We start from the raw sequence: 17175 nt of genomic DNA on the forward strand, positions 1-17175 counted from the left end.
AAAAATCTGTTAAAGTAAAAGCTGATGAGCTAAAGCAAGAGTGATAGAATAGAAGTTTGATAGGAAAGCTCTTTCATCAGCTTAACTACTAGGGGCTATTCTAGCTAACTATGAACACATCTTATAATCCAATAGATATTGAGAAAGCTGTACAAACTTACTGGAACGAAAATGCATGCTTTGAAGTCAAAGAAGATTTAAGTAAGGAAAAATTTTATTGTTTGGTAATGCTTCCCTACCCAAGCGGAGAACTCCATATGGGACATGTCCGTAACTATACCATTGGAGATTTAATTGCTCGTTATCAACTTCATAAAGGTCGAAACGTCTTACAACCCATGGGATGGGATGCTTTTGGTTTACCCGCAGAAAATGCGGCTATTCAGCGTAAATTACCTCCAGCGGAATGGACCCGTAAAAACATCAAAAAAATGCGAAAACAACTTAAACAATTGGGATTTGCTTACGATTGGTCACGAGAAATTTCTACTTGTGATCCTCCTTATTACCGTTGGGAACAATGGTTCTTTCTCCAGCTATACAAAAAAGGTCTTGCTTATAAAAAAAATTCTGTTGTTAACTGGGATCCTGTTGATCAGACGGTGCTAGCTAATGAGCAAGTGATTAATGGACGGGGATGGCGTTCAGGTGTTGCTGTGGAACGGCGAGAAATTTCGCAATGGTTTTTAAAAATTACCGATTATAGCGAAGAACTTCTTAAAGGCCTCAATGAATTAAAAAGTTGGCCAGAACAAGTTATTACAATGCAACGAAATTGGATTGGCCAATCTCACGGAGCTACGGTAACTTTTGCTTTAGAAAAAAGTGCAAATAAATTACAGATTTTTACTACACGTCCTGATACTCTCATGGGAGTTTCCTACATTGCGATAGCTCCTGAGCATCCTCTTGCAAAAGTATGTGCTAAAAAAATAAAAAAAGTAGCTGCATTTTTAAAAAAATGCAGCCAGATACGCGTAGCGGAAGCTGATATTGCTACTCAAGAAAAAGAAGGTATCGTGACAAACCTTTTCGCTATCCACCCGATCACACAAGAAAAATTACCTATCTGGATTACGAATTTTGTTTTAATGGAATACGCTTCCGGCGAAGTCATGGCAGTACCGGCTCATAACGCGCAGGATCATGCATTTGCTCTAAAATACAATTTACCCATTAGGCCAGTTATCAAACCTGCTGATAATAGTGGATGGAATTACGAAAAGGCTGCTTATATTAGTTCTGGAAAACTTTTTAACTCAGGACTATTTGATGGTATTGATTCGGAAAAAGCATTCGATGTCATTGTAGATTACTTAAAAACCCACCAACACGGTAGTAATCGCCAGATAAATTATCGTTTACGCGATTGGGGTATTTCTCGTCAACGTTACTGGGGGACACCCATTCCTATTGTTTATTGTAAAAGCTGTGGTATTGTTCCAGTTCCTGAAAACCAACTGCCTGTGCTTTTACCAGAAAGTATTATTCCTACTGGTCATGGATCTCCGTTAAAAGAGAATACTGAATTTTATAAGACAAAATGTCCGACCTGCGATAAGATCGCTATACGCGAAACAGATACAATGGATACTTTTGTTGAATCCTCATGGTATTACACTCGTTATACTTGCCATGATCAAGATAATGCCATGCTAGATGATCGCGCTAAATATTGGACTCCCGTTGATCAATATGTTGGAGGTATTGAGCATGCTGTCATGCATCTACTTTACACGCGCTTCTTTCATAAGGTGCTTCGAGATCTAGGTTTATTAAATTCTAACGAACCTTTTTTTCGGTTACTTACTCAGGGAGTAGTTTTAAAAGATGGTGTTAAAATGTCAAAATCTAAAGGAAACATAGTTACGCCGCAATCGTTAGTTAAAAAATACGGATCGGATACTGTTAGACTTTTTATAATTTTCGCAGCTCCACCAGAACAGGACTTAGAGTGGTCAGACAGCGGTGTTGAAGGAGCGTATCTTTTTTTAAAAAAATTGTGGAGTTTCTCTAATCGGGTCAAAGATGCTCTGTTGGCTATTAATCAGCAAAAAGAGCGAAATTATTGTCAATGGGAAGCCTATGAGTATAGGCATACACGACAGATGATACACGAAAATTTACTTCAAGCCAATGACGATATGGAACGTTATCAATTTAACACAGTTGTTTCTGCAGCAATGAAAATCTTAAATCTGCTTGTAAAATTGACTACGAAGAATGAGGCAGAATCACATTTAATTCATGAAGGCTTAGGAATATTATTACGTCTTTTGTCACCCATTACTCCCCATATTGCCCACTTTCTTTGGAAATCGTTGGGATTTGGTGAAAATATTTTATATTCTTCCTGGCCTAAAACAGACTCTAAAGCCTTAAAAAACTCTCAAATTGAAATGGTTGTGCAAATTAATGGGAAATTGCGGGCTCGAATTCAAATTTCTTCGGATGCTTCGGACAAACTAATTGAAAACACCGCATTCAATCAAGATAACGTCCAACGTTATGTTTCTGAAAAAAAAGTCAAAAAAGTCATTATTATACCAAAAAAATTAATTAATATCGTGGTATAAAACACATGATAAGTAAAACCAGAACACTTCTTATACTTTTAATTGGTATCTTTATTTGCAGCATATTAGGATGCGGATTTAAACTACGATCGTCTAAGGATATCCCTTTTTACCTTCGTACTCTTTATATTGATTCTCCTAACCCATATGATTCATTTACTGTTCAATTAAAGCGGACTTTCAAAGCATTAAACATCCATTTAACCAGAACAGGAGGGGAAAATGCTCCCATTGTTTTTCGGATTATTAATGTCAATTGGAATCCTCTTATCCCAGCTGTTTTGTATAGCAGCGCAACAACATCTTATACTTATTTATTGAGTGTTAACTTTGATTTAGAAACACGCAGCGGACACATACTAATGGGTCCTAAAAATTTAACCTTACGACGCCGATTAATACAAAATACTAATCAAATATATACCCCTAATGCTACTCGACTAATGAAACAAGAGATGATCAAAACGATGGTATCTCTAATTTATAGAGAGTTAGTTGCATACGATATGAAAATATAATGGAAAATACAAGTGATTTTTAATCAAGGCAATGACCATTAGATGAAGATATCATACAAACAACTTGACACTCATCTTAAAAAACCAATATTGCCTGTTTATCTTATATGTTCAGACATCCCACTTCTGGTTCAAGAAGTCAGGGATAGTATTCGGAAAGCTGCCCAACAGCAAGGCTTCGAGCAAGGAAAATTATTCTTTATTGAAATAGGATTTAATTGGCAAGCACTGGACACTGCTATTAATAATCTTGATCTCTTCAGTAAAAAAACGTTTATTGAAATTAGGAACTCTCAAGCAAAATTCGATGAAAGAGGAATACAAATATTATTACGTTATTTTAAGAATCCCTCACCTAACAAACGATTGTTAATTATCACTAAAAAATTAACAGAAATTCAAAAGAAAACAAAGTGGTATAAAGCAGTTGCTGCATTGGGCGCTGTTATCCCGCTTTGGCCTATATCCTATCAAGAATTACCAACATGGATTACACAACGTCTAAAAAAATTTAATATCATTGCTAATGTGGAAAGTATAAATCTCCTTGCTAAATTGACTGAGGGAAATTTATTAGCAACCCAGCAAGCAATAGAAAAATTATATTTGCTTTATCAAAATAAACTTATTTGCCCAGAAGCTGTCAGAGTTGTGATTAATGATAATGCATGCTTTACAGTTTTTGATTTAACAGAAGCGGCACTGTTAGGTGAAACATCACGAGTGACTCGAATTTTATTAGCTCTGAAATTAGTCAACAAGGAATCCACTCCTTTAATACTGTGGGCATTGACTCAGGAATTACGTAATATTTATATATTTTTCCAAGAACTTAAAAACGGAAAATCTCTCACACAATTATTAGCATCGCAACGGCAGCAGACCCGAACACAAGCTCTAAAAGTAGCACTCTCACGTCTTAATCCACAAATTATTATCAAACTATTGCAACATTCAAAAAAAGTTGATTGGATTATAAAGGGAGTGATTCCAGGAAATGCTTGGCAGGAATTAGAAACATTAAGCTTATCTCTTTCAGGCAAAGAATTACGATGAGTTTCCCATTGTTAGGATTATTTGGAGGAAGATTCGACCCAATTCATAATGGGCACTTAGCTATTCTTAGTCAATTAGTAGAAACACTCCCTTTCAAAATTATTCAATTAATCCCTTGTAGTAATCAACCACCCCACCGCCCAAAGCCTGTAGCGAGTGCACTAGCCCGCTTAGAAATGATAAAAATTGCCATCTCTAATCGTCCAATTTTTTCTGTTAACGATATCGAAATCGTAAGAGAAAATATCTCTTATACTATTTATACACTCCAATCTTTACGAAATTCATTTCCTAATTATTCACTTTGTTTTATTCTTTCTACCGATACTTTTTCTGATTTTAATCTCTGGCACCATTACGCACAATTTTTAACTTATTGTCATTTAATCATTATTAATCGGTTAAATTACTATTTACCCCTAGCGAAATGGTTAAAGACCTTGCTTCAACATCAAACTAAAGACCCTAATGATCTTGAGCAAGATCTCTCAGGAAAAATATTTTTTCAACAACTTTCTTCCTGTCCAATTAGCGCTACTGAGATTAGAAACTATTTAGTTGGAGGTAATTATTCAGCTGTAAAATCCATGTTACCTAAACCTGTACTTGAATACATAAAAAAGCACAATCTTTATAGATAATATGTGGGATTTAAAAAATAACACTATTATCTAATATCAATAAATTATATTTAATGGTACACCATATAGTTAAAGATATGCTAAAGTTTTATTTAGGAAAAGAAAAATTCTTTAAATCAATAAATTCTCTAAATTCTCTATGCTACCGGCCAACATTCATCTCTATGGGTTATAATTTATATATAATACAAAGTCTTCTATTATAATCCCTATATGAAGAATGCTTTTGTTGCATTTACTCCCCACATTGTAGAAAAGTACATACCTGTATATTGTAGTATTTACCATCATCCCACTTCTTGCTAAAACTCCTACATTATCGACTGCTTTTAGGTACATCAAAAGTATAGGAATAATAGATATTCTAGATTATTTTGGCAAGCAAGACATGCCGTTAGCGACTTTAGCCGCGCCTGATTAAAAAGTATTATTGTGCCTTGAATCTAAAAGCGTATAAAAAACTCCTAATATATTTCCAATCTGAACTTTTTCAATGCCACTTCGACACTTTTCTCAACTCAACTTGTTTAGAATATTGAATCCAGCTATGATTAAGAATCTTTATCATGCAGGGTAATTCATATTCAATGAAAAGTGATGAACTTGTCAAGATAGTTGTTGATACCTTAAATAAACACAAAGGGCTGCAAATCAGCGATCTTGATGTTACAGCCCTAACCGATCTAGTTGATCATGTTATTATTTGTAGTGCTATATCAAAACGCCATGCCAGTGCATTAGCTGATAAGGCTATTCGACGAGCGAAAGAAAGTGGAGTACGGCCTCTAGGAGTGGAGGGCGATACTGAGGCAGAATGGATTCTTATCGATCTATATGATGTAATTGTCCACATCATGCTTCCTGAAGTTCGCAATTTTTATAGCCTTGAAAAGTTGTGGGATGTGGCCAAAAGCGCCTGTCGACATAACAAAGATTAATCTTATCGTCATTGGGCTAATAAAGATACTTATCCTTCCACCCCACATTTTATGTTAAACCTTATTGAAATTCCTGTATTAAGATAAGATGGGCTAATAAAATTCTGATCTAAAAAGCCAGTGCTTTGAGACAGTTAAACTTCTTCTTGAATTGAATTTATTTTTTTCTTAAAGATAGTTATATTATCGTCCTTAATAGAAGAATTTATTAGCGGAAGTCGAAGAATGTGAACCCATGTATTTTGAAAAGCCAATTGAATTTGGTCCATAATGACAACATCAATTCCATGAGAAAATTACGACTGGCCATTAAAAATATTCAATTTGAAACAGAATTATTCAAAATTCGTAATTTGTATCGTGTTCCTCTTTATTCCTTTGTTTATCTTTGCGCTTATAGGAAAGTTAATTTATTTGCAAATTAAAAATCGTCGCTTTTATTCTGCGTTATCTCAACAAAATTTATTAAATGTTATTCCCATACAACCTAATCGAGGTTTAATCTTTGATCGAAATGGAGTGCTTTTGGCAAAAGACATCCCAACTTATACATTAGCCATTATCTATGATAATGGCTAAAGACTTAAGTGAAACAATAAAACAATAACATCATATTTTGTATCAATACCGTCCTTATCAACTGGTCTCCATAAAATATAAATTAACTAACGAAGAAGTTGCTCGATTTTATGTCAATAGTTATCATCTTCCTAATGTGCTCTTGAAATACAAACGATGCATTATTATCCAATCGCTGATATTACTAGCAGTTTTTTGGGTTACGTGGGACGAATCAGTCACCGTGAATTACAGAAAGTGGATTCGGGTAATTATACTGCTAGTGATGTGATCGGGAAAACTGGTATTGAAAAATACTATATGGGAAAATGGGCGCTGAAGAAGCTGAAATTAATGATAATAGGCAGAGGCGTGCGTATTCTAAAGGAAATTCCTCCTATACCCAGCAATAATATTTATTTAACTATTAACAGTAAACTGCAATCTGAAGCAAAAAGGATTTTGGGTGATGAAAGCGGGTGCTATCGTTATTATACAATCTAATACAGGGCAGATTTAGCCCTCGTCACGAATCCAAGTTTTAATTCCAATCCTTTTTTGTATCGGGACTAAACCAGAAAGAATATCAAAAACTGCTAAATTTACTACCCAATTATCCACTTTACAATCGAGCAACCCGCGGACAATTTGCCTCTGGCTCTATCATGAAATCTTTTTTAGTGTTAATTGGTTTAGATGAAGGATCATAACCTTACAATATCAAATTTATTGATCCCGGTTGGTTTCAATTACCAAACACGCATCATATTTATCACGATTGGCGCGTAGGTGGGCACGGATGGGTTAATATAAAAAGGTCATTGCGCGGTTCCTGTGTGTTTACTTTATAATCTAGCAGTAACTTTAGGTATTAATCGTATAGACGCTATATTGCATCGACTTGGTTTTGGTTACTTAACACAGGTATCGATTTACCCGAAGAGGCTACTGGACTTGTACTCTCTCCCCAAGTTGGAAAATGAGAACAAAAAGACATCCAATGGTATACAGGAGATACTATAGAAACTGCTATCGGACTTTGCAATTAGCTCAATCCGTTGGTATTCTGGACTATTAAAAACTATCTTGGTAATGAAGACAAAATTCGAACCATGCCTAAACGATTATGTAATAACCATCTTTTTATCGATTTTACTCCTATAAAACACTCGAAAATTGCTATCGCGGTAGTTGTCGAGCATAGTGCCTCAGCTGATAAAATGACAAGTAAAATTATGGATTATTATTTCAAATATTCGATAACGAATGATAAAAAACTCTTTTCTATTTAGTAAATCAAACTATAAAATGTGGTTTAAACGACGAATTACTCATCTGTGTTGGCAGCCATTACATATTGACCCTTAGGCTGTGGGTTTGGGTTTTTATTCTTGCTGTGTTTGGTTTTTTTATTTTGTTCAGTGCTAGCAACCAAAATTTAAGCGTTATGATTAAACAATTATTATGGCTATTGATCGGTTTTATGGTAATGTTCATTTTTGCTCATATTCCTCAAAAATCTTATTACCAATGGACACCTTAGATATTCAGTTTTGGATTATTTTTATTAATTACCGTATTAATTTTTGGAAATATTGGTAAAGGGGTACGACGTTGGTTTGATTTTAGATTTTTTCATTTACAGCCTTCTGAAATTATGAAACTTGCCACACTCATGATGCTTGCTTATTATTTTAGTAATAAAGAATTACCTCCCCAAATAAAATCATTATTTTTTTCTCTGATTCTTTTAATATTCCCTGCCATTTTAACTGCGAAACAACCCGATTTAGGAACTGCTATAATCATAGGAATTTCAGGCTTATACGTTTTATTATTATCAGGAATAAGTTGGAAATTAGTTTTAGCTTCTTTTCCTTAAGTGCATTGAGTACTCCTATTCTCTGGCATTGTATGCATGCTTACCAAAAAGAGCGGATATTAACCTTTTCAATTCAGAAAAAGATCCTCTTGGGTTGGTTATCATATTATTCAGTCAAAAATTACTCTTGGTTCCGGAGGTTTATTTGGAAAAGGATGGTTACATGGAACTCAATCACATCTTCAATTTTTGCCAGTCCATGTAACCGATTTTATTTTTGCAGTGAGTGGTGAAGAGTTCGGCTTTATTGGTTGCCTTATTTTACTCATCATTTTTTAGTTATTTTGTCCGATGTTTATATATAAGTAATAAAGCTCAGAATACCTATAGTCGCTTATTAGCGGAAGTTTAAGTTTAACATTTATTTTATCAGCATTAGTTAATATAGGAATGGCGTGGGTATTGTACCTGTTGTTGGTGTGCCTTTACCACTTATTAGTTACGGAGGTAGCTCTATTATTACGATCATGGCTGGACTTGGTATTATTATGTCAAATGTACACGCACAGAAAATTATGGTCTAGTTAATCTAAGAAAATCTACATTTTATCAAGAGATTTCAGGCAAGTATATATGTGTATACCTTAATATTAATTGACAGCACGACAATCATTTCTAGATTCACTACTAAGACCTCATAACTGTCATAAAAAACTCATATGTTCATTAATTGTATGGTAAAACATCACCAATTTAAACATAAAAAATTTGTTAATATCTTTTCTTACACTAAATATAACCAAGAAGTTATTTATTAAGATTACTCATCCATACGAAGTGAAAATTTGGAGCGTTTATTGTAATTATTTTCTAACAAAAAGTGGCAAGATGGTGTCGATTATTAAAAAGCCTATTAAAAAGCTTTAGAATATGCTTATCGTATATATTGTTAATGTCGCTAATTTTGCATATCAATGAAGACAGAAGGGGTCAGCCCGTTTATGCACTTTTACTCATCAAAAGCTATTATCCCTCTCGCTAATCCGCAAGAAAATAAAGAAAATGAAAACTATTAAGTATTTAAAGAATAATGGAATTGTTTCTGCAATCCCTGTTTCCTGCTCTCAAAAAGAATTACTTTTACAGCTTTAAAAGAGGATAATAATTCTAAATATTATTGACTCGTTTTTCCAAATTTATAATCCATACGTAACTAATGAGTCAAGAAATTTACGAACGATATAATCAACAAGCTTATTGAGTACTTTATAAAAATATCAATGGGGAAGGCACCTTACAAAGAAATGGGAGAAGAATTTGAAAATTATGAAAGAAGTTTTTTCAGAAAGATTCTAATTATAAAAAGCAGATCCTATCCTATGTAATTTTTAATGACTATCTATAATAATTCTTGAATAATGATTAATCACTTAGGGAGGATTATCTTGGTTACCTTTTACATTTATACCCAATAGCTGCTAAGCGTTTCGTAAGCGAAGGGTGAGTGGAAAAAAGATCGCTTAATAAATTTCCGAGTTCGATACCCGATTTGACTGGATCATAAATATAAGCCGCTTGGCGAACACTCTCGTGAGAAGTGCTCATATATTGGGCTTTATATTCTTCCCTATTTTGCACATGATCATCTTGAATTTTTAATAACGCTCGTACCAAAGGTTCATTATTACACATTAATTCTACAGAACCTGCATCAGCCATATATTCTCGAGTTCGACTTAAATAAAGCATTAAAAGTACTGTAACTAAAGGTAATAAATAGCGCAATATTAATATAAAAATAAATAACTGATTTCGAGCTCCACGTTCTCGGGAATGCCCGCCAAAAATAGAGCTAAAAAAGAGAATATCAAAAAAAATCAAAAGAATATTGGCGAGTACAGAAGTTATCAAAGTCAGGCGTATATCTATATGGCGAATATGACTGATTTCATGCGCCATAACAGCTTTTAATTCACTGTAATTCAATTTCATTAAAATACCATTAGTAACAGCAACCATTGCTGATTTTTCACTAAAACCACTAGTAAATGCATTCATATAATCAGCATCTATTATATAAACTTTGGGCATGAACTTAAGCGCCGCAGCAACCTTTAATTCTTCTACAATATTATAAAGCATTTTTTCTCGAAAAGTTTTAGCGGTTCTGGAAGTAATTTCCCAATAATCGGTACCAAGAAGCATCAATCTATGATGAAAAACGAATGTCACGTACAAAGAAAATATCACGATTAATCCTGTAATAAATGTAGCAGTTGGGAATATCTTTAATGTAACTAACGCCATAAAGAGTTGGAAAACTGTAGTTCTAGGATAACGACCTGTGTAAATGTAAAAGTCAATAAGAAGACCTATCACTAAATAAATCAATACAAAAGTGATAATAACTAAAGCAGTTTTCCGACGATTGTGTCGTAAGGACTCTTGACAATCGATGATAGTTGATTCAAAACTGTTAATAAAACCCATACAGAGACTTTAAATAATTGCACTTTATAATGCTCGTGATAACTTCCCTGTCTTTGAGCTTTTCAGGTAACAATTTAGTTATCTGATAAGAAAAACTAAAAACCCAATTTATTAAAAATGCCGTAAAAGAATACGGAAACATGATACTCCTGTAAAAATTTTTTATAGGAATGCTATTCATAAAAGCATTTTTTATCTATATGAAATCAAAAAGGTATTTGATTCTTTTATTTTGGCTCTCTAACTAATTCTGATTTTATATATTAAAACTATTTACATAATTTAACAATAAAAAACAAAATTAGGATTTTATTATTTATAACAATATTTAGTTTAAAAAGTCATCGAAAATATGACTTTCTCTATTTTTCCTTTCTCCCTTCTAAAGTAGGGGACGATAATAATTTTTGGTAATTATCTTTTCAGTAATTCTAAAAAAGCCTTTTCATCAATGATAGGAATGTCTAATTTTTTTGCCTTTTCGTATTTACTACCAGGATTTTCCCCAGTTACCAAATAATCAGTATTTTTTGATATATTACTGCTGATCTTACCTGGGAGATGTTCAATTTTTTCTTTTATTTCACCCTTCGTTAAAGTTTTAAAGCTGCCAGTTAATACAAAATTTTTGCCTTTGCCAGCGATTCCTGATTTCAAAGTTATTTTTTCTTTTGGCCAGTGAATGCCGAGTCGGATTAATTTATCAATTAATCCGACATTATACTTTTGTTTGAAGAAGCCTCTAATATTTTCAACCGCAAATGGGCCAATATCTTTAATATTCAGTAATTGTTCACTAGAGGCTTTCATTAAAACTTTAAGTTCATGAAAATTCCGAGATAAAGTTCGTGCTGTTACTTCACCAACCCCTCGAATTCCTAGCGCATATAAAAATCGCGGAAAAGTAGTCTTTTTACTTTTTTCAATAGCTGTTAATAAATTTTCGGCTGATTTCTTACCCATTCTAGGTAAAGCTAATAGAGAACCTTTATCAAGCTCATAAATGCCTGCTATATCTTTAATTAATTTCTTCTTAATAAACTGGACTATCCATTTATCACCTAACCCCTCAATATCCATTGCTTGACGTGAAACGAAATGTTTAATTGTTTCTCGTAATTGAGCATGACAGTACAAACCACCCATACACCGAGCTACAGCTGCATCTTCTGATTTCATTACTTTTGCTTGACATATGGGGCAGTAAGTTGGTATAGATACTACTTTAGCATTTTTTGTCCGTTTTGCTAACAGAGGCGAAACGATCTCCGGAATCACATCACCTGCACGACGTATGATAACCATATCACCTATACGGATATCTTTTCTGTAAAGCTCGTCAAAATTATGTAAAGTAGCCTTGCTAATTGTGACTCCTCCAACGGAAACGGGTTTTAATTGTGCTACAGGCGTCAAAATACCTGTTCGCCCTACGTAAAATTCAATGTTTTTTACAACTGTCGTTTTTTCCTGAGCTGGGAACTTATAGGCAATTGCCCATCGGGGCGCGCGTGCAAAAAAACCTAATCTTTCCTGTAAAGAAAGAGAATTGATTTTCACAACCACACCATCAATATCGGAAGACATTATTTCCCGAATTTTTTGTAAATATCCATAATAACTAACGCAACTTTCGATATTTTTTACCACAATCGTTTCAGAAATAATTGGGATCCCCCATTTTTTAAATTGTATAAGGATATCACTATGTTTCTGAGGAAAATCACCACCTCGGACTAGTCCTGAGAGATAACCATAAAATACTAAAGGTCGTTTCGCGGTAATTCGTGGATCTAATTGGCGCAAGCTCCCAGAAGCAGCATTGCGCGGATTCGCAAATACTTTTTCTCCTCGTTTTTTCGCCTCGCGATTAAATTTTTCAAACCCTTTGCGCGACATTAACACTTCTCCTCGTACCTCAATAAGTTGAGGAAAATCTTGACCTCGTAATCGCAAAGGAATTGTTGAAATAGTTCGAGCATTTTGAGTAACATCTTCTCCTGAAAAGCCATCACCTCGTGTAGCAGCACGAATCAATTCGCCATTTTCGTAAAGCAAACTCAGCGCTACACCGTCCATTTTAGGCTCGCAAGCATATTCAATGGGTCCATTCAATTTTAATCGCTTTCGAATCTTCTTATCAAATGCCAATAGCCCAACTTCATCAAATACGTTATCCAGAGATAACATAGGAATGTCATGGAAAACAGTTTTAAATGTTTTCAATGGTTCAGCACCTACTCGTTGAGTAGGAGAAGTTGGTACAATTAACTCAAAATATTTTCCTTCTAATTGTTTTAATTTGTAAAAAAGCTTATCATAAACAGTATCGGAAATGACAGGATCCGATAAAACGTAGTACCGATAATTGTGCTCGTTAATCTCTTCACGCAATTTTTTAACCTGCTTGTGAATTTTTTCAGGGATTACCACTTTTCTTACCTAAACGTTTTCCGGTGTTTTCTCTTTAAAAAATTATATTCAAATGATGAATCTGAGTCTAAATGTAGACACTCTTTGTCCATATTTAAAGTCTTTCCTGCCTTCTTCTTCATCCCATATTTACTTTACCTTCCCAAATATTCATTTAACTTACTGTGTTGCTTCTAGCGTAACATCAAAATCCACTATATGCAGTTCGACAGTACACATTTTAATAGAAGAAATGCAATCAAACTAGGATAAGAAAGTCTGCTTATTTTAGACAATCTAAATTTCTCTGCTTTGTTTAGGCACCATCACATAAAAAATCATAATACCGAAAAAATCATTGAACCTAGTCCAATTTTTCTAAGATTTTATTCAATGTTTTTCAGAAAAAAAGACTAAAAACATAATTTTGTATTAATTTTGGCTCGCTGATTTGAAAGTCTCTAGAAACTCCTAGTTCTTTTTTTAAGAATAACCACAACGGCAAGTCAGCATTAATACTCTTTAAATCCACAGTGCCTAAAATTTTCCTTATCAAAGAAGAGAAATACTGCAATTAAAATTCAATCATACAAAATACACCTCCCTTATGACAGCAGAGTGAATCTATCGAGATATCCTTCTAGAAAGATTATCCTTAAATTTCAGGAGCCGCGCAATTTAATACCTGTCAAAAATCGCCATCTCTATGGTTACTTTGTTATATCTAATTATTAAAAATTGAATCTCTTCTAACATTTCCTTAACAATCAATTAAAAAAAGTATCCAACATCAACACTATCATAATAGTGCATCTACCTCATCTGCAATGCAAAAGAATGCTGGTTTTCGAACTAAATAAAATATCACTAAAGGCTGTTAAAGCTTTTTGACTCCTTTAATAAAATTATCGATCATTTCTAAAGTTGCGCCCAAGCTACCGAAAATGCGTGGAAACAATGATTGAAATTGTTAATTGAACTTGGTTATAAGTTTCTTGAAACTTAACAAACATTTCACAATCGATTTTACGAATGACGTTCTTTAAAAACGTTTAAAGCTTCTTTTAACTTCGCATGTTATTTATCCAGATAGCTTCTTCTCGTTAATATTTACATATCCTTTTATGCCTTTGTTTTAATTAAGATTGATTAATCTTTATTATTTGCTAAATGCAAGTTCAAATCTTTCAAATTCTTTACGTTTTTATAAGCCTCTTCTTAGCATTACAGTCAATGTTTTATGCTTGTTAAATGATTACATTTCTGCACGTTTCCTCACGTCAAGTAACTAATTGTTGTTTAAAATCATTTAATAGATGGATTTTAGTTTTGATAACTTCTGAATATAAACTCACGCGTTTAGAGTACTTGATGTGGTTTTTATTGTCATCGTTTTTGAATTTAATACTTGAAATAACTCACGATGCACTTTTTTGCTGAGTTAATTTTTGTTTGCCTTCCTATTGTTTTAATCGCTATTCCAAAATCAAAAATCTGTTTTGTGTGTCCTACATTTTAGCAATATGGATTCAATTCGATTCCAATATATCACTTGAATGATTATCATGGATTCATTATTTTATAATGAAAGGCCTTAACTATTTAAGCTTTCTTTAAAGAATTAGTAATATAGATCTTAATCAGCCAATTCTGAAAAGACCAAACACCGCTTATTTAACTGGAAAGTCTTGAAGCTTTATTTCATTCCTACTAAGAAACTTCCGAAGATATTGCACTTCGATTATGAAAATAAGATGATCAGAGAGTTTGAAAATAGGGTAAATAAAAATTTTCAATAAATCCAAAAAATAGTAAAAAAATATCTATCCAACACATTTTATGGTAATCCCCCCCCTAAGCATTTACTGTCAAATTTTGATCTAATCGTAGGTTTTCTTTTAAATTTTGACAAGAAATCCACTCATTGATATATTCATTAGTGCGCTCATAGGCTAATAATAAAAATCAGGCAAGAGAAAAAAGCGCAAAGGCCATAGGAATCATAACCTTTGCGAACAATCTTAATTTGGGTGTCTTGAGTATTCGCTAATTTTAGTAACTAATTCTGACAAAATTCATCAGTTATTTTTACTTTTTACCTATTTTTAATTGCTGTCGGTCATTTTCTGTTAGTTTTTTCAGAAGAGGAACTAAAGTAAACATAGCAAGCGAAATAACGATCGTGGTTAAACCAATTTTCATGAATAAGTGGTTATAAATAGGTAATGACAAAGAAGGATCTGAAGAAATATTAGTAGGAATACTAGCAATGCTAGCCACTTTACCTGCAATGATACTCGCAACCGAAGCGCAAAGGAACCAAAGTCCCATAGTAAACCCCATAAATCGTTGTGGAACGTAACGAGCAGCTAAAGACAAACCAAGAGCACTCACTAAAAGCTCTCCTGTACTTTGTATCCAATAAGAAAGAACTAACCACATACCTGAAATTACTCCATGATGATTAAAAAGAGAGCCCAATGGTAGAGATAAAAACGCTAGTCCTGCTAGTAGCGTTCCTAACGAAAATTTAGTTGGCAATGATAAATCCCGATTATGTTTATGCCATCGCTGATAAAAACAAGCCATTACCGGACTCATTATCATTACCCAAAGTGAATTAAGCATTTGAAATTGGGCCGGTTGAATAGGAATACCAATTATCGAATGATGAACATTACGCAAAGCAAACAACGATAACGATGTCGGCATTTGGAAATACAGTACGAAAAAAACAACGGCTTGAGCAAATAAAATTACAAACAAAAACATCCCCTTTCGTTCTTCTGGTGCTGCTTTAGAAATCAAAATTAAATAAATAAAGAGCAAAATAATAGTCCCACCAGAAAGAAGCCAAGAAACCACTTGATAATGATTTAATAAAAAATTACTACTGACAATTAATGTTATAGTTCCTAACAAAACATAACTAAAATAATCCCAACGGAGAGGCTCTCGATCTGGTTTAGACCCGATGTCAAATATGATCTTCCGCATAAGGAGAAAGTTTAAAATAGCAAGGATCATTCCGATACAACAAACAGAAAAAGCCACATGCCAGCCAAAAAATTTATTTAAAATAGGCGTAAGGTTCATTGAAATGGCTGCACCGATATTAATGGCCATATAATATAAGGTAAAGCCACTATCTAAATTATGAGGTGTCTCTTCGTAAACTTTTGAAAGCAAGCTCGAAGGATTAGCTTTGAATAACCCAACACCAACTGCAATGAAAGCCAAGGGGAGCGCGAGATGTTTGCTGGAAATTTCTGGTAAGGCTAATAATAAATAGCCTAATGCTAAAATTACTGCGCCTAATAGGATTGCTCGCTTGGTTCCCAACACTTTATCACCGATGTATCCACCTAAACAAGGAAGTAAAAAAACTAAGGCACTAAAAGCCGCAAATAGGAAATCAGCATGACTATCTTGATAACCTAGTCGTTGTACCATATATAAAACAAGCAGCGCCTGTACACCATAGAATCCAAATCGTTCCCAGATTTCGATAAAAAAGATAAGATAAAAAGGTTTTGGTTGAGCAGTTAAGGATCTAACTGACATGAATACTCCTCAATGATAGTGGGTCATAATTTTGCCACTATATACGGATTTTCCCAAAAATCCAATTTTCATAAAAATACATTATGAAAATGCACTATTGTTCACATAAAAGATTACTATGCAGCTGCAATTTTACGACTCTGCAAACAATCCTACCTATCAGTAAAAAAGAGAGTAGAATCCCGATCTTAAAATCTATATATAAAAGCGTTGGTTTCGCGTCATAGCTACTAATCAAATGTCTATTGGTTTCATTAGATAAAAGCCCTTTTACAAAAAGGACATTAAAAAATACAAATTTTTTTATTTAAGAATAAAAGTATCTTTTTAACTTAATTTCAACAAATGCTATTCAGAAAATAGACAGCAAAATTGGAGAAAACAGTACAGTTGGAGAAATATGTTAATCAAAATGATCTTACAGAGCTTATTCATAAATAAGCGGATATTGTAAAGAGCTAGGCAGTCATATTAAAGATCTCTTACAGGAATGACAATAAAATATTCAGAGGACTCATTCATAATGAAATTGATTTCATAAAAAGTGATCATAAAATTATTTTTCGATAAGTTACTCGTAAATTTATTTTTATTTGTTAA

At 33.5% G+C, this 17175-nt stretch carries 13 protein-coding genes and 1 pseudogene; 11 read left to right on the plus strand and 3 right to left on the minus strand.

The features are described from left to right. The first annotated feature begins 110 nt into the window (after positions 1-110). From leuS to ONG85_RS03350, 11 genes and pseudogenes are all read left to right on the plus strand, one after another. A complete protein-coding gene (gene leuS / locus ONG85_RS03300; RefSeq protein ID WP_264435507.1) occupies positions 111-2576 on the plus strand; it encodes a leucine--tRNA ligase in 2466 nt (821 codons plus the stop codon). A gap of 5 nt (positions 2577-2581) precedes the next feature. Further along, entirely contained in the window at positions 2582-3094 is a 513-nt protein-coding gene (locus ONG85_RS03305; RefSeq protein WP_264435508.1) for an LPS-assembly lipoprotein LptE, read from the plus strand. A gap of 42 nt (positions 3095-3136) precedes the next feature. Then, complete coding sequence (gene holA, locus ONG85_RS03310) at positions 3137-4150, plus strand: DNA polymerase III subunit delta (RefSeq protein ID WP_264435509.1); 1014 nt, start codon at positions 3137-3139, stop codon at positions 4148-4150. Continuing rightward, complete coding sequence (gene nadD / locus ONG85_RS03315) at positions 4147-4791, plus strand: nicotinate-nucleotide adenylyltransferase (RefSeq protein WP_264435510.1); 645 nt, start codon at positions 4147-4149, stop codon at positions 4789-4791. Before holA ends, nadD begins: the two co-directional genes overlap by 4 nt. Positions 4792-5378: 587 nt before the next feature. Beyond that, positions 5379-5729 carry a ribosome silencing factor gene (rsfS, locus tag ONG85_RS03320; protein ID WP_264435511.1) on the plus strand — a complete coding sequence of 117 codons (351 nt, stop codon included), beginning with the start codon at positions 5379-5381 and terminating at the stop codon, positions 5727-5729. 360 nt (positions 5730-6089) lie between these two features. Further along, positions 6090-6308, plus strand: coding sequence for a hypothetical protein (locus ONG85_RS03325; RefSeq protein WP_264435512.1), 219 nt, complete (start codon positions 6090-6092; stop codon positions 6306-6308). A gap of 156 nt (positions 6309-6464) precedes the next feature. Beyond that, entirely contained in the window at positions 6465-6791 is a 327-nt protein-coding gene (locus tag ONG85_RS03330) for a hypothetical protein (RefSeq protein ID WP_264435514.1), read from the plus strand. An 89-nt stretch (positions 6792-6880) separates the two neighbouring features. After that, positions 6881-6997, plus strand: coding sequence for a penicillin-binding transpeptidase domain-containing protein (locus ONG85_RS03335; protein WP_264435895.1), 117 nt, complete (start codon positions 6881-6883; stop codon positions 6995-6997). Between the two features lie 647 nt (positions 6998-7644). Continuing rightward, positions 7645-7830, plus strand: a complete 186-nt coding sequence (locus ONG85_RS03340) for a hypothetical protein (protein WP_264435515.1) — start codon at positions 7645-7647, stop codon at positions 7828-7830. A gap of 51 nt (positions 7831-7881) precedes the next feature. Next, positions 7882-8448: pseudogene (locus ONG85_RS03345) on the plus strand (FtsW/RodA/SpoVE family cell cycle protein). Between the two features lie 116 nt (positions 8449-8564). Continuing rightward, complete coding sequence (locus tag ONG85_RS03350; protein WP_264435516.1) at positions 8565-8693, plus strand: FtsW/RodA/SpoVE family cell cycle protein; 129 nt, start codon at positions 8565-8567, stop codon at positions 8691-8693. Between the two features lie 865 nt (positions 8694-9558). Here the strand turns inward: ONG85_RS03350 and htpX are convergent. The 3 genes from htpX to ONG85_RS03365 form a co-directional block, all read right to left on the minus strand. Beyond that, complete coding sequence (htpX, locus tag ONG85_RS03355; RefSeq protein ID WP_264435517.1) at positions 9559-10599, minus strand: zinc metalloprotease HtpX; 1041 nt, start codon at positions 10597-10599, stop codon at positions 9559-9561. Between the two features lie 414 nt (positions 10600-11013). Next, positions 11014-13032, minus strand: coding sequence for an NAD-dependent DNA ligase LigA (ligA, locus tag ONG85_RS03360; RefSeq protein ID WP_264435519.1), 2019 nt, complete (start codon positions 13030-13032; stop codon positions 11014-11016). Between the two features lie 2067 nt (positions 13033-15099). Next, the gene (locus ONG85_RS03365; RefSeq protein WP_264435521.1) at positions 15100-16575 is read right to left on the minus strand and encodes an oligopeptide:H+ symporter; all 1476 of its coding nucleotides are present in this window, start codon (positions 16573-16575) and stop codon (positions 15100-15102) included. Between the last annotated feature and the right edge of the window lie 600 nt (positions 16576-17175).

This window comes from Coxiella endosymbiont of Dermacentor marginatus (genome assembly GCF_907164955.1).
Lineage (GTDB): Bacteria > Pseudomonadota > Gammaproteobacteria > Coxiellales > Coxiellaceae > Coxiella.

What these genes read in the sequence shown, in the direction of transcription:
- leuS (WP_264435507.1), top strand. Translation starts at nt 111, where the DNA reads ATGAACACATCTTATAATCCAATAGATATTGAGAAAGCTGTACAAACT.
- ONG85_RS03365 (WP_264435521.1), bottom strand. Translation starts at nt 16,575, where the DNA reads ATGTCAGTTAGATCCTTAACTGCTCAACCAAAACCTTTTTATCTTATC.
- ONG85_RS03305 (WP_264435508.1), top strand. Translation starts at nt 2,582, where the DNA reads ATGATAAGTAAAACCAGAACACTTCTTATACTTTTAATTGGTATCTTT.
- htpX (WP_264435517.1), bottom strand. Translation starts at nt 10,599, where the DNA reads ATGGGTTTTATTAACAGTTTTGAATCAACTATCATCGATTGTCAAGAG.
- ONG85_RS03330 (WP_264435514.1), top strand. Translation starts at nt 6,465, where the DNA reads ATGCATTATTATCCAATCGCTGATATTACTAGCAGTTTTTTGGGTTAC.
- nadD (WP_264435510.1), top strand. Translation starts at nt 4,147, where the DNA reads ATGAGTTTCCCATTGTTAGGATTATTTGGAGGAAGATTCGACCCAATT.
- rsfS (WP_264435511.1), top strand. Translation starts at nt 5,379, where the DNA reads ATGAAAAGTGATGAACTTGTCAAGATAGTTGTTGATACCTTAAATAAA.
- holA (WP_264435509.1), top strand. Translation starts at nt 3,137, where the DNA reads ATGAAGATATCATACAAACAACTTGACACTCATCTTAAAAAACCAATA.